Raw genomic sequence first — 13,579 nt, 5'->3', positions numbered from 1 at the left:
CCTCGCGGGCAAGCCTCGCTCCTACAAGAGCACCGCCTCCCCCTGTAGGAGCGAGGCTTGCCCGCGAAGAGGCCCTGAAGGCCAGCAGAGATCCCGAGTGGTACTTGCATCTTCCTCACCCCACCCGCATAAATTACTCCATGAATCTGCCCATCCCCACGGACGCGGCCATGGCAGGCTTCCACCCCGCCGTCAGCGCCTGGTTCAGCAACACCTTCCCGACGGTCACCGCCGCCCAGGCCCGGGCGTGGCCGCTGATCCGTCAGCGCCGTTCGACCCTGATCGCCGCGCCCACCGGCTCCGGTAAAACCCTCACCGCGTTTCTCGCCGTCATCGACGATCTGGTTCACCGTGGCCTGGAAACCGCAGACGGGCTGCCCAACGAAACACTGGTGGTCTACGTCTCGCCGCTCAAAGCCTTGTCCAACGATATCCAGATCAACCTGCAAAACCCGTTGGCCGGCATCACTGAACAGTTACGTGCGATGGGCCTGCCCGAGTTGCAGATCAACACCGCCGTGCGCACCGGCGACACGCCGCAAAAAGAACGCTCGGCGATGCGCAAGACCGCGCCGCACATTCTGGTGACCACCCCGGAATCCCTTTACGTACTCCTCGGCTCCGACTCCGGCCGGCAAATGCTCGGCACCACGCGCACGGTGATCGTCGATGAGATCCACGCCATTGCCGCCAGCAAACGCGGCAGCCATCTGGCCCTGAGCCTGGAGCGTTTGCAGGCGTTATGCGCAGCACCGTTGATGCGCATCGGCCTGTCCGCCACGCAAAAACCCATCGAAGCTGTTTCACGCTTTCTGGTGGGACGTGATCGCGCATGCGAAATCATCGACATCGGCCACGCCCGTCCACGAGATTTAGGCATCGAAGTACCGCCGGTGCCGCTGTCGGCGGTGATGGCCAACGATGTGTGGGAATTGGTCTACGACCGCCTCGCCGTCCTCGCCCGCGAACACCGCACCACACTGATTTTCGTCAACACCCGACGCTTGGCCGAACGCTTGAGCCGGCATTTGAGCGAACGTCTCGGCAAGGAAGCAGTCGCCGCCCACCACGGCAGCCTGGCCAAGGAGTTTCGCCTCGATGCCGAACAGCGCCTCAAGTGCGGCGACCTGCAAGTATTGATCGCCACGGCGTCGCTGGAACTGGGGATCGACATCGGCGATGTCGATCTGGTCTGCCAAATCTCGTCGCCGCGCTCGATTGCCGGGTTTCTGCAACGGGTCGGCCGCTCTGGCCACCAGGTCGGCCGCACGCCCAAGGGCCGATTGTTCGCCACCACCCGCGACGATTTGATCGAATGCACCGCCCTGCTCGACTGCGTGCGCCGGGGTGAACTCGATACTTTGCAGATTCCTCAAGCGCCGCTGGACGTACTGGCCCAGCAGATCATCGCCGAGGTCAGTTGCCAGGAATGGCCGGAGCACGCGCTGCTGGAGATGTTCCGCAATGCTTCGCCCTACGCTGACCTCGACGAAAAACATTATCAGGCGCTGCTGCAGATGCTCGCCGAGGGCTACAACGGTCGCCAGGGCATCCGCAGCGCGTACCTGCACCGCGACGCCGTAACGGTTACGTTGCGCGGTCGACGCGGCAGCAAACTCACCGCCGTGACCAGCGGCGGCACCATCCCGGACAACGCCGACTACAGCGTGCTGCTGGAACCGCAAGGGCTGAACATCGGCAGCGTCAACGAAGACTTCGCCGTGGAAAGCATCGCCGGTGATGTCTTTCAGTTGGGCAACACCTCGTACCGAATCCTGCGGGTCGAAACCGGCAAGGTCCGGGTCGAAGATGCGCACGGCCAGCCGCCGACCATTCCGTTCTGGCTCGGTGAAGCGCCGGGGCGCAGCGCGGAGTTGTCCTTCGCCGTGGCGCGCCTGCAAGCGCAACTCGACGACCTGCTCGGCGCCACGCCCGGCAACTTGCAACCGGCCCTCGACTGGCTGACCGAGACCCTCGGCCTGAACCTCGACAGCGCCGGACAACTGGTGGATTACCTCGCCCGCGCGCGCCTGACATTGGGTGCCCTGCCCTCGCAGGACACGCTGCTGATGGAGCGCTTTTTCGATGAGTCCGGCGGCACGCAACTGATCATCCACACGCCCTTCGGCAGCCGCATCAACCGCGCCTGGGGCCTGGCCCTGCGCAAGCGTTTCTGCCGCACCTTCAACTTCGAATTGCAGGCCGCCGCCAGCGAAGATGCGATTGTGCTGTCGCTGTCCACCAGCCACAGCTTTGAGCTCGATGAGGTCTGGCGCTACCTGCACAGCAACAGCGCCGAACACCTGCTGATTCAAGCGGTGCTCGATGCGCCGCTGTTCGGCGTGCGCTGGCGCTGGAATGCCGGCGTCGCATTGGCGTTGCCGCGTTACAGCGGCGGGCGCAAAGTCCCCCCGCAGATTCAGCGGATGAAAAGCGAAGACCTGATCGCCAGCGTGTTTCCCGACCAGATCGCCTGCGTGGAAAACCTCGCCGGCGAACGGGAGATTCCCGATCATCCTCTGGTGGAACAGACCCTCGACGACTGCCTCCACGAAGCGATGGACTGCGAAGGCTGGCTGACGTTGTTGCGGCGCATGGAACGCGGCGACGTTCGCCTGATCAGCCGCGACCTGCCGGCGCCCTCGCCGCTGGCCGCCGAAATTCTCAGCGCCCGGCCTTACACCTTTCTCGACGATGCGCCGCTGGAAGAGCGCCGCACCCAAGCCGTGCTCAACCGGCGCTGGACCGACCCGCAGTCCACCGACGACCTCGGCGCGCTGGATGCCGAGGCCATTCAAGCGGTGCGCGATGAGGCCTGGCCGACGCCGACCAATGCCGATGAAATGCACGAGACGTTGATGAGCCTCGCGTGCATCGCCGATGCCGAGGCGCAGGCCAATGCGCAGTGGATTGATTGGTTGAATGCCCTTGCCGAGTGCGGTCGCACCAGTCGTTTGCAGATCGATGCCGGGCAATCGCTGTGGCTGGCGGTGGAACGACTGACGTGCCTGCGCGCCATTTATCCACAGGCAAATTTGTCGCCACCGCTGGAGGCGCTGCCGGGGTTCGATGACGTCTGGGAAGCAGACGACGCGGTACTGGAAGTTATCCGCGCACGGCTCAGCGCTTTTGGTCCGTTGCCGCTGAGCGCGATTGCCGAACCTCTGGGATTACCTTCGACTCACGTCACCCAGGCACTCGCGCAACTGGAACGCGAAGGGTATGTGCTGCGCGGCCACTTCACTCCCGGCGCCGGTCAGGAAGAATGGTGCGAGCGGCATCTGCTGGCACGAATTCATCGCTACACGGTCAAGCGCCTACGGCGAGAAATCGAGCCGGTGGCGTTGCAGGATTTCATGCGATTCCTGTTCGACTGGCAGCATCTTTCTGTCTCGACCCAAGGCCAGGGCAATGCGGTGCTGCCCGCCATCGTCGCTCAGTTCGAAGGCTATCCCGCCGCCGCTTCAGCCTGGGACAGCGACATTCTGCCAGCGCGGATCAAAGGCTATTCAGCGAGTTGGCTGGATGACCTGTGCCGTAGTGGCAAACTGGTCTGGACGCGCCTGACCGCGCACAACAAAAGCGCCAGCACGGCGCTGCGCAGCACGCCGATTGTGTTGCTGCCGCGCAGCCAGGTCGGGTTATGGAGCGGTCTGACTGAACAGACACCGGTCAGCGACCTGTCGCCCAAAACTCAAAAGGTTTACCAAGCCCTCAGCCAACACGGCGCGTTGTTTTTCGATGAGCTGATTTACGAGGCTCATCTGCTGCGCTCGGAGCTGGAAATCGCCTTGCAGGAACTGGTCGGCGCCGGGCTGGTGAACGCCGACAGTTTTGCCGGTTTGCGGGCGCTGATCACGCCGGCCAGTAAACGGCAGAATCGCAGCAGCCGACGCGGGCGCGGGGCGTTTATCGGTGGCATGGATGACGCCGGACGCTGGGCCTTGCTTCGTCGCGGGGCGTCAGCGCCGGTGGCGGAGAACAAACATCCAACGCCGAGCGATACCCTGGAATACATCGCCATGACCTTGTTGCGCCGCTACGGCGTGGTGTTCTGGCGCCTGCTGGAACGCGAAGCAGACTGGTTGCCGAGCTGGCGCGAATTGCTGCGCACGTTCCATCGGCTGGAGGCTCGCGGCGAGATTCGCGGCGGGCGGTTTGTCAGTGGTTTGGCCGGTGAACAGTTCGCCTTGCCCGAGGCGATTCCGTTGCTGCGCGAAGTGCGGCGGCGGGCGCATGACGGGAGTCTGATTGCCGTGTGCGGGGTTGATCCGCTGAACCTCGCCGGTACGCTTTTGCCCGGCGTGAAAGTGCCGGCGCTGACGAGTAATCGGTTGGTGTACCGCGATGGTTTGCCGGTGGCTGCCGAGATCGCTGGCCAGCAGGTTTTCTGGGTGGAATCGACGAGTGAAATACGCAACAAGCTGATCCGGCATTGATGCTGCCCGGGCCGGCCTCTTCGCCGGCAAGCCGGCTCCTACAGGCCCGGTGCCACATAAAAAACCTGGATTACACATAGCCCTTGTAGGAGCCGGCTTGCCGGCGATGAGGCCCTCAAAAACGGCGGCGTATATGAGGCCGCCATCGCTGGCAAGCCAGCTCCTACAGGTCCGGGGCCACATAAAAACCCCGGACTACACGCAACCCTTGTAGGAGCCGGCTTGCTGGCGATGAGGCCCTCGAGAACGGCGGCGTATATGAGGCCGCCATCGCTGGCAAGCCAGCTCCTACAGGTCCGGTGCCACATAAAAAACCTGGATTACACGCAACCCTTGTAGGAGCCGGCTTGCTGGCGATGAGGCCCTCGAGAACGGCGGCGTATATGAGGCCGCCTTCGCCAGCAAGCCGGCTCCTACAGGGGACCGTGTGTTTCTGTGGGAGTGATATTTGCGTTCAGGGCAAATATCAAATGCCAATACCTCTGTTTTTCCGCACAACCCAATCCCCGACACTGCGCTCCATCAATCAACCCACCGGAGTTGCAGCCATGCCCATTGCCTTGCTCGCGCTGACCCTCAGCGCCTTCGCCATCGGGACGACCGAGTTCGTCATCGTTGGCCTGTTACCCACGATCGGCGCCGACCTCGGCGTCAGCCTGCCGTCCGCCGGCCTGCTGGTCAGCCTCTATGCCCTGGGCGTTGCCATCGGTGCCCCGGTGCTGACCGCCCTCACCGGCAAAGTCCCGCGCAAAATGCTGCTGTTGTCGCTGATGGTGCTGTTCACCCTTGGCAACCTGCTGGCGTGGAAAGCACCGAGCTACGAATCGCTGATCATTGCGCGAATCGTCACCGGCCTGGCCCACGGGGTGTTTTTCTCGATTGGCTCGACCATCGCCACCAGCCTGGTGCCGAAGGAAAAAGCCGCCAGCGCGATTGCGATCATGTTCACCGGCCTGACCGTGGCGCTGGTCACCGGCGTACCGTTGGGGACGTTCATCGGTCAACATTTCGGCTGGCGTGAAACCTTCCTCGCCGTCTCTGCTTTGGGTGTGATTGCGTTCATCGGCAGCCTGCTCTACGTGCCGAAAAACATCACCCACAGCAAACCGGCTTCGCTGCTGGAGCAGTTGCAGGTCCTCAAGCAACCGCGCCTGCTGCTGGTGTATGCCATGACGGCGGTCGGTTACGGCGGTTCGTTCATCGCCTTCACGTTCCTTGCGCCGATTCTTCAAGACATCTCTGGTTTCAGCGCCGGCACCGTCAGCCTGGTGTTGCTGGTGTACGGCATCTCGGTGGCCGTCGGTAACATCTGGGGCGGCAAACTGGCCGACAAACGCGGCCCGATCAAAGCCCTGAAAATCATCTTCGCCCTGCTCGCTGCTGTGTTGTTCGTACTGACCTTCACCGCCGGCAACCCGTGGCTGGCGCTGGCCACTGTACTGGTCTGGGGCGCGGTCGCTTTCGGCAACGTGCCGGGTTTGCAGGTGTATGTGGTGCGTCAGGCCGAACATCACACGCCGAATGCGGTGGACGTGGCTTCCGGCCTGAACATCGCGGCGTTCAACCTCGGCATTGCCGGTGGCGCGTGGGGCGGTGGTTTGATCGTCGCTCACATGGGCCTGATCCATACCGCGTGGATCGGTGGCCTGGTGGTGTTGGTGGCGCTGGCGCTGACCGCATGGAGCGGTCGCCTCGATCGCCTCGGTCCGGTGTATGCCGCGGGTTCAACCCGCATCGTCGCCGGTCACTGATTACCCTTGTAGGAGCCGGCTTGCTGGCGATAGCGGTGTGTCAGTCACATCAATGTTGAATGTGCCACCGCTATCGCCAGCAAGCCGGCTCCTACAGGTCCGTGTGTCCGACCAAGGTTTGTACCGTCTGTAGTCCCGTCGAAACTTTCTCGCTTGCCCCGCAGTCATCAAAAGACAGGGGCAACCGGGGACCATCAGACGGGAGGCGACATGGCGGCGATTCACAGCGGTATTTCAGCTTGGCGCTTCTTTGCCTCCGGTGAGCCTGCGGCACAAGGCGTGCTGCCATGAACCGCGCCGAGCAGTTCAACCCCGACGATGACTCGTCAGGAACCGTGAACGCCGTACGCCGCTTCACCGTGCTGACGGTCAACACGCACAAGGGTTTCACCGCGCTCAACCGGCGTTTCATCCTGCCGGAACTGCGCGAAGCAGTGCGCAGCGTGTCCGCCGACGTGGTGTTTTTGCAGGAAGTCCACGGCACCCACGAGCACCATCCCCAGCGTTACAGCAACTGGCCGACGATGCCGCAGTACGAATTTCTCGCCGACACGCTGTGGCCGCAGTTCGCCTACGGACGCAACGCGGTGTACCCGGCAGGCGATCACGGCAATGCGCTGTTGTCGAAATTCCAGATCATTCGCCACGACAACCTCGACGTGTCCATCAGCGGACACGAAAACCGCGGCATCCTGCATTGCGTATTGCGCTTGCCCGTCGATGGCCCGGAGGTGCACGCGATTTGCGTCCATCTGGGGCTGCGCGAAACCCATCGCAATGAACAGCTGAAGCTGCTGACCCAACGCCTCGCAGAATTGCCGAGCGACGCGCCGGTGATTGTCGCCGGTGACTTCAACGACTGGCGTCAACGCGCCGACGCAATGCTCAAGCCCTGTGGTTTGCGCGAGGTGTTTGCCGAACTCCACGGCAAACCGGCGCGCAGTTTTCCGGCGCGCTTGCCGGCCTTGCGCCTGGACCGCATCTACGTGCGCAACCTCAAGGCCAGCCGTCCGCAAGTCCTGGCGGCGCGGCCCTGGTCCCATCTTTCGGACCACGCACCGCTATCGGTGGAGATCGAGCTATGAGCAGCGCACCGATGGAAAAAACCACCGTGGATCACGTACCCACCAACCCGCCGGTGCGCGAACCCGGCGTGGTCGACGTTGAATACGGTTGGCAGGGCAACAACCGGGTGGAACTGCTGGAAAACGGCGAAGAATATTTCCCTCGGGTGTTCGAAGCCATGCGCCAGGCAAAGACTGAAATCCTCCTGGAAACCTTCATCGTTTTCGAGGACAAGGTCGGCGAAGAGCTGCAGCACGTGCTGATCGACGCGGCTCAACGCGGCGTGCGCGTCACCGCCAGTCTCGACGGGTTTGGTTGTGGCGAGTTGAGCACCGGTTACCTCACCGCGTTGAGCGAGGCCGGCGTGCACCTGCAAATATTTGACCCGGCACCGAAGCGGCTGGGTATCCGCACCAACTGGTTCCGGCGCCTGCACCGCAAGATCGTGGTGGTCGACGGCACGATTGCGTTCATCGGCGGGATCAACTTTTCCGCCGACCATCTGGCCGACTTCGGCCCCGAGGCCAAACAGGATTACTCGGTTGAAGTGCAAGGTCCGGCGGTGACCGACATTCATCATTTCGCCCTGCTGCAAAGCGGTCGCCCGGCCCGCGCCAAATACTGGTGGCAACGCCGGCGGCAGCGGCGCTCGGAACTGGCGTTCAACGATCACGACGGCCAGGTCCGTTTGGTGTACCGCGACAACGGTGATCATCAAACCGATATCGAAGAGGTTTATCGACATGTCCTGCGCAGCGCCCAGCGTCGCGTGGTGATTGCCAACGCCTATTTCTTTCCCGGTTATCGCTTGCTGCGCGAGATACGCAACGCCGCGCGGCGAGGCGTCGAGGTGCGACTGATCCTGCAAGGCCAGCCGGACATGAGGGTGGCCAAACTGGCGGCGCGCATGACCTATGACTACCTGCTCAAATCCGGGGTGCAGATTCACGAATATTGCGAGCGCCCGCTGCACGGCAAAGTCGCGCTGGTGGACGAAGACTGGAGCACCGTCGGCTCGAGCAACCTCGACCCGCTGAGCCTGGCGATGAACCTGGAAGCCAATGTGCTGATCCGCGATCGCGCCTTCAACCGCGATTTGTTCGAACGCCTCGAGAGGCTGAGCGACAACCACTGCAAAGCCATGTGTGCGGACAAATCCCCACGCGGACGGGTCTGGCACATGACCGTCGGTTTTCTGGTGTTCCACTTCCTGCGGCACTTCCCGGCATGGGCCGGCTGGCTGCCGGCACACAAGCCACGCCTGAAGCCCTTCACCCACCTCGACGGGGGCGATCACCATGAGCCGCGCTGAAACCCATTCGGCGCCTCACGCCGACAGCCCGCACAAGTCGCATTGGAGTCGCTGGAAGAAACCGCTGACGATACTGTTTTTCCTGGCGCTGATCGTCCTGTTCACGATGCTGGCCCAACGCATCGAATGAAATGAGGTGTTCGACACCCTCGCCGATTTCAAGGTGCGCACGCTGGTCATCGCCTCCGGGCTGACGCTGGTGAGTTTTCTGGTGTACGCCTGTTTCGACCTGATTGGCCGCACCTATATTCGTCAGGACCTGACCTGGAAACAGATCCTGCCAGTGGGGATCATCAGCTACGCCTTCAACCTCAACCTGAGTGCCTGGGTCGGCGGCATTGCCATGCGCTATCGGCTTTACTCGCGGCTCGGCGTGAGCAAAAGCAACATCGCGAAAATTCTCGGCCTGAGCCTGGCGACCAACTGGTTCGGCTACATGGTGATTGCCGGCGCGATGTTCAGCAGCGGGCTGGTGCGCATGCCACCGGGCTGGAAACTCAGCAGTGGTGCGTTGCAGGGCGTGGGGGTTTTGTTGCTGTTGGTGAGCGCGGGTTACCTGGCGGCCTGTCAGTATTCCAAGCGGCGGGAGTGGGCGATCCGCGGCGTCGAAATCAACCTGCCGTCCCTGCGCATGGCGGTGCTGCAACTGGCGCTCGGGGCGCTGAACTGGTCGCTGATGGCGGCGGTGATCTTCACCCTTCTGCCGAGCAAGCTGGATTATCCGCTGGTGCTTGGCGTGTTGTTGATCAGCGCGATTGCCGGGGTGATCACGCACATTCCGGCGGGGCTTGGGGTGTTGGAGGCGGTGTTTGTGGCGTTGCTGCAGCATGAGGCTTCGCGGGGGAGCCTGGTGGCGGGGTTGCTGGCGTATCGGGCGATTTATTTCATCTTGCCGTTGTTGATTACGTTGGTGATGTATTTGATTGTCGAAGCCAAGGCCAAGTCGCTGCGGATTGCGAAGAAACCCAAATGATCGGGGTGATAGTGAGGACGCCATCGCCAGCAAGCTGGCTCCTACAAGGTTTGCGCTAATCCTGTAGGAGCCAGCTTGCTGGCGATTCGCAAGAACACTGCAAATCTTACGTCGACTGGATAATGCTCAACCGCTCACCCACCACCATCTCGGTAATCCAGTCCACCAGGGTCGACGTATACGCCTGCTGCGAAACCGGCTCGCTCAATGCGTGATCGGCGCCGTCGATGATGCGGTGGGTCAGCGAGTGCGTCTGCTGACACGCCGCCCGATAACTCATGATGGTCGCGTGGGGCACATAGTCGTCAGTCTCGGACTCCACCAGCAGCACATCCCCGGTAAATTGCGAACAGGCATGCAACGCGCGATTGCAGTCGGCGCGCACCAGCGTGCTGCGGTAATCACGCAAATCGAGCTTGTCCAGTTCGCGCTTGGGCGCGTGCCATTGCTCATCGCGATACAACGCCGGCACCCGCAGCGCCAGCCAGCGCACGGGGCGCAATGAGGTCAAAATCGCAGCCAGATAGCCGCCATAACTGGTGCCGACCACGGCGATCGCCGAGGTGTCGAGCGCCGGATGCGCGAGCAATCGGTCGTACGCCGCCAGCAGGTCACGCAGGTTGTCTTCGCGGGAGACCCGCGTCAGTGGAATGCCGGTGCCGCCGGTGTGCCCGCGCAAGTCAAACGTCAGGCACACGCAGCCTAAACCTGCGATGCCTTTGGCCCGGTCAAGATCACGCTCCTGACTGCCGCCCCAACCGTGCACGAAGAGCACGCCGGGGACCTTCGATTTGGGGCTGAGAAAAGTCCCGCTCATCTGTTCATCGTCGATGTCGATCTGAATGGTTTCGCTTCTAGCCGTCATAGGATTTGACCGTTACGTACTTGAGGAGAAATTCACTGTTGTGCGCCGGCCCGCGGTACACCTCGATGGCGTCCGCCGGGAGCGTTTGATCGATGTAGGTTTCCACCGAAGACACACGAATCGCGCTCATCTGCGGGTCGTTGACGAAGCTCTGCAACGCCGCCACTTCGGCGCTGCTGGCACCGCCCATGCGCCAGGACTGTTCAAGCACGCCGCTGCGCTGTGTGCCGTTACTGTCCAGGCCTTGCGCGATGTCATAGTTGCGCCGCGAGGCATAGAAACCGGGATAGGCCTCGTCCGCCGCACGGTCGAACACCTGCGCTTGCCGGATGGCCAGCCGCACGTCGTCGGGCAGTTGCAGTTCGAGCAGATCGTCGTAGCCGCCCTGCACCACGAGCAGATTGGAACCGCCATAAACCTGCTCGCCATGACCGTCTGCGGTCAGGTACTGATCACCGCAGTAACTCAGCACTGTGTCGCCGATGAAGCTTTGGCCGACGCTGTGGGTCACCACCTCGGTCAGGTCTTGCTCCAACACCACACCTTCGGTGAATAGCGCCTTGGCATCGGGTCTGCCGAGGATCGCATCGAATTGGTCGAGGCTCTGGATCACCTCCTGACCGCGCCCGGCGCAGGCATGGATCGGTTTCAGGCGAATCGGGCCGCTATCGAGCAAATGCTCCGCCGCAGGGCGCGCATCGTCGAGGGAGAACACGCTGAGCCCCTCGAGCACCACGTTACGCACCCGTTCGCAAAACAACGGCGACCAGCCGTGCGGCGCAAAAGCGTTTTTGTTGCGCAAGCCGTGGCTGATGGCTTTGGTGCAGATGAAATCATGCTCGACATAGCCGCCCCACAAATCCTCCGGGCCCTTGACGCCCAATTGCCGCGCGGCAGCAGCGCCGACAATGGTTTGTGTCGGCAGCAGATAAAGATCGCGACCGCTGTGGTGTTCGGGGTCGTAGCTGCCGCCGAATTTGAACCCGAGAACCTGCGCCAGCCAACGGGCCAATGCGTGATTGGTTTCGACTTCGTGCTGTGGCGCGTCGGGCCGCACCGAATGGGCGACCACCAGTTTCTTGCGGTTTGTTGGGGTCATGCGTCCCCCTTCAATCGGCGCTTGATGAGTGTAGTTGTAGGGGTGCAGGGATCAGGCCAACGGCAGCTGATTTGAAATAATCGGCAATTCAATCAGTTGCCGAATCGGTGATAGCAATGAGCCTGTCTCATTCTGCACGACGGCCATTTCGCTCCCGGCATTTTGCACGACCCAAGCCTTGCAAAGATCAAACTGTGGGAGCGAGCCTGCTCGCGATGGACGTTAACGATAACGCGTGTTGTCGGAATGAAAGCGTCGTCCTCAGGTTCATCGCGAGCAAGCTCGCTCCTACAGGGTTATTCGTGTTGCTTATTGACGGGCTCCGGCGGCGGTCGGCGAAACTCCAAACCGCGTCCGATAATCACTCGGCGCCAGCCCGGTGATTTTCTTGAACGTCGCGCGGAAGGCGCTCGGGTCCTGATAACCGACGGTCCAGGCAATGTGGTCGATGGTGCCGTTGGTGAATTCAAGCATTTCCCGGGCCTTGCCGACCCGCAGATGCTGGCAGTACTCGGTGGGCTTCAGCCCGGTTGCAGCACGAAATCTGCGCAGGAAAGTACGCTCTTCCAGCCCTGCCCGTTCAGCCATGGTCGCCAGCGACACATCGGTCGCGCCGGTGCTTTGCAGCCAATGCTGAACCTTGAGAATCGAGGCGTCGCCGTGGCTGAGAATCGGTGAAAAGTTGCTGCCACATTCACTCGCACTGTCGCTGTGTTCCACCACCAGAAACCGCGCAGTGCCGGTGGCGATGCTCGGCCCCAGCAATCGGTCGACCAGACGCAAACCCAGCTCGGACCAGGCCATCAACCCGGCGGTGGTGATCAAGTCGCCGTCATCGACGATCGGCGTGTCGGCCTTGAGCTTGATCGCCGGATAACGCTCGGCGAACGCCTTGGCCGACGTCCAGTGGGTGGTGGCGCTGCGGCCGTCGAGCAGGCCGCTTTCAGCCAATAGAATCGAGCCCACGCAGACGCCGCCGAGGGTTGCGCCTTGTGCGTGCTGCTGACGAATCCAGCGCAGCAAACCTTGCGGTGCCTGGCCTTCGGAAAAACCGGCAATCGACGGCGGGATCAGCACTGCCACCAATGCGCCGTCCGGAGCGGGATGGCTGTCGTAGATGCGCAGGGGTGGTTGATCGCCATCGACCTGCCAGTGGCTGACCCGCAACAGCGGCAACTGCGCTGCTTGATAGTCAGCGGCAATCCGGTTCGCCACCCCGAACAAGTCGGTCAGCCCGTGCACCGCCGCCATCTGCGCGCCGGGATAAATCAGCACGCCCAGCTCGGCGATTGGCCTTTGTGCGTCCATTGTCAGTTTTCCCCCTTCTATTGTCGGTGCGGCCAATCCTCGGACGGTCCGCCAGAGCCAATACTTCATTCCACACCAACACACACTTCGAGGAAACAGTCATGGCCAAGCAAGCACTCATCGTAGTTGATATCCAAAACGACTACTTCCCCCAGGGCAAGTGGCCGCTGGTCGGCGCCGACGCGGCTGCGGATAACGCCGTACGCCTGCTCAAAGCCTTTCGTGATGCCGGTGATTCGGTGGTGCACATTCGCCACGAGTTCACTTCCGACGAAGCGCCCTTCTTCACCCCGGGCTCCGAAGGCGCGAAGTTGCACCCCAAAGTCCTGAACCGCGCCGACGAGCCGGTGGTGCTCAAGCACTTCGTCAACTCGTTCCGCGAAACGGAACTGCAGTCAATTCTCGACGAGCAAGGTATCAAGGAGTTGGTGGTGGTTGGCAGCATGAGTCATATGTGCGTCGACGGCATTACCCGTGCGGCCACCGACATGGGTTACGCCGTCACTGTCATTCATGACGCCTGTGCCTCGCGGGATCTGGAGTTCAACGGACTTACGGTTCCGGCTGCCCATGTTCATGCCGCGTTCATGTCGGCGTTGGGTTTTGCCTATGCTCGTGTGGTGTCTACTGACGAGTTTCTGGCTGGGTGAGGTGAGTACATATCCGTTGCTGCGGTAACGGCTGCTATTGGTTTCGCTCTTACAGCGAGTCACTTTCGAAAAGCGCGAAAGTAACCAAAGCGCTTCTGCCCCTTTCGTTCGGTGCCT

8 protein-coding genes and 1 pseudogene are annotated in these 13,579 nt (G+C 62.0%); 6 read left to right on the top strand and 3 right to left on the bottom strand.

What is annotated here, in order from left to right; genetic code table 11:
* The first annotated feature begins 140 nt into the window (after positions 1 to 140).
* From PMI32_RS02790 to PMI32_RS02810, 5 genes and pseudogenes are all read left to right on the top strand, one after another.
* Positions 141 to 4,439 (top strand): DEAD/DEAH box helicase, encoded by a 4,299-nt coding sequence (locus PMI32_RS02790; protein ID WP_032829162.1) that lies wholly within the window; start codon positions 141 to 143, stop codon positions 4,437 to 4,439.
* 548 nt (positions 4,440 to 4,987) lie between these two features.
* A complete protein-coding gene (locus PMI32_RS02795; protein WP_008034454.1) occupies positions 4,988 to 6,190 on the top strand; it encodes an MFS transporter in 1,203 nt (400 codons plus the stop codon).
* Positions 6,191 to 6,477: 287 nt separating this feature from the next.
* Entirely contained in the window at positions 6,478 to 7,275 is a 798-nt protein-coding gene (locus PMI32_RS02800) for an endonuclease/exonuclease/phosphatase family protein (RefSeq protein ID WP_008034453.1), read from the top strand.
* Positions 7,272 to 8,567 carry a cardiolipin synthase ClsB gene (gene clsB, locus PMI32_RS02805; protein ID WP_008034452.1) on the top strand — a complete coding sequence of 432 codons (1,296 nt, stop codon included), beginning with the start codon at positions 7,272 to 7,274 and terminating at the stop codon, positions 8,565 to 8,567. The genes PMI32_RS02800 and clsB overlap by 4 nt, the downstream gene beginning before the upstream one ends.
* Positions 8,554 to 9,540: pseudogene (locus PMI32_RS02810) on the top strand (lysylphosphatidylglycerol synthase domain-containing protein). Before clsB ends, PMI32_RS02810 begins: the two are co-directional and overlap by 14 nt.
* Before the next feature lie 106 nt (positions 9,541 to 9,646).
* Here the strand turns inward: PMI32_RS02810 and PMI32_RS02815 are convergent.
* The 3 genes from PMI32_RS02815 to PMI32_RS02825 form a co-directional block, all read right to left on the bottom strand.
* Positions 9,647 to 10,405 (bottom strand): alpha/beta hydrolase family protein, encoded by a 759-nt coding sequence (locus tag PMI32_RS02815; protein ID WP_008034446.1) that lies wholly within the window; start codon positions 10,403 to 10,405, stop codon positions 9,647 to 9,649.
* Entirely contained in the window at positions 10,395 to 11,504 is a 1,110-nt protein-coding gene (locus tag PMI32_RS02820) for a DUF3182 family protein (RefSeq protein WP_008034443.1), read from the bottom strand. Before PMI32_RS02820 ends, PMI32_RS02815 begins: the two co-directional genes overlap by 11 nt.
* Positions 11,505 to 11,813: 309 nt before the next feature.
* Complete coding sequence (locus PMI32_RS02825) at positions 11,814 to 12,812, bottom strand: GlxA family transcriptional regulator (RefSeq protein WP_008034442.1); 999 nt, start codon at positions 12,810 to 12,812, stop codon at positions 11,814 to 11,816.
* A 101-nt stretch (positions 12,813 to 12,913) separates the two neighbouring features.
* Between PMI32_RS02825 and PMI32_RS02830 the strand changes: the two genes are divergently transcribed.
* Entirely contained in the window at positions 12,914 to 13,462 is a 549-nt protein-coding gene (locus PMI32_RS02830) for a cysteine hydrolase family protein (RefSeq protein ID WP_008034441.1), read from the top strand.
* The last annotated feature ends 117 nt before the right edge of the window (positions 13,463 to 13,579 follow it).

It is taken from the genome of Pseudomonas sp. GM60 (genome assembly GCF_000282415.1).
GTDB classification, from domain to species: domain Bacteria; phylum Pseudomonadota; class Gammaproteobacteria; order Pseudomonadales; family Pseudomonadaceae; genus Aquipseudomonas; species Aquipseudomonas migulae.
The sequence above is the reverse complement of the archived record's forward strand: the minus strand, read 5'-3'. Positions and strand labels throughout refer to the sequence as shown.

Coding starts and splice junctions, on each gene's coding strand:
- PMI32_RS02790 (WP_032829162.1), top strand. CDS start 141: ATGAATCTGCCCATCCCCACGGACGCGGCCATGGCAGGCTTCCACCCC.
- PMI32_RS02795 (WP_008034454.1), top strand. CDS start 4,988: ATGCCCATTGCCTTGCTCGCGCTGACCCTCAGCGCCTTCGCCATCGGG.
- PMI32_RS02800 (WP_008034453.1), top strand. CDS start 6,478: ATGAACCGCGCCGAGCAGTTCAACCCCGACGATGACTCGTCAGGAACC.
- clsB (WP_008034452.1), top strand. CDS start 7,272: ATGAGCAGCGCACCGATGGAAAAAACCACCGTGGATCACGTACCCACC.
- PMI32_RS02815 (WP_008034446.1), bottom strand. CDS start 10,405: ATGACGGCTAGAAGCGAAACCATTCAGATCGACATCGACGATGAACAG.
- PMI32_RS02820 (WP_008034443.1), bottom strand. CDS start 11,504: ATGACCCCAACAAACCGCAAGAAACTGGTGGTCGCCCATTCGGTGCGG.
- PMI32_RS02825 (WP_008034442.1), bottom strand. CDS start 12,812: ATGGACGCACAAAGGCCAATCGCCGAGCTGGGCGTGCTGATTTATCCC.
- PMI32_RS02830 (WP_008034441.1), top strand. CDS start 12,914: ATGGCCAAGCAAGCACTCATCGTAGTTGATATCCAAAACGACTACTTC.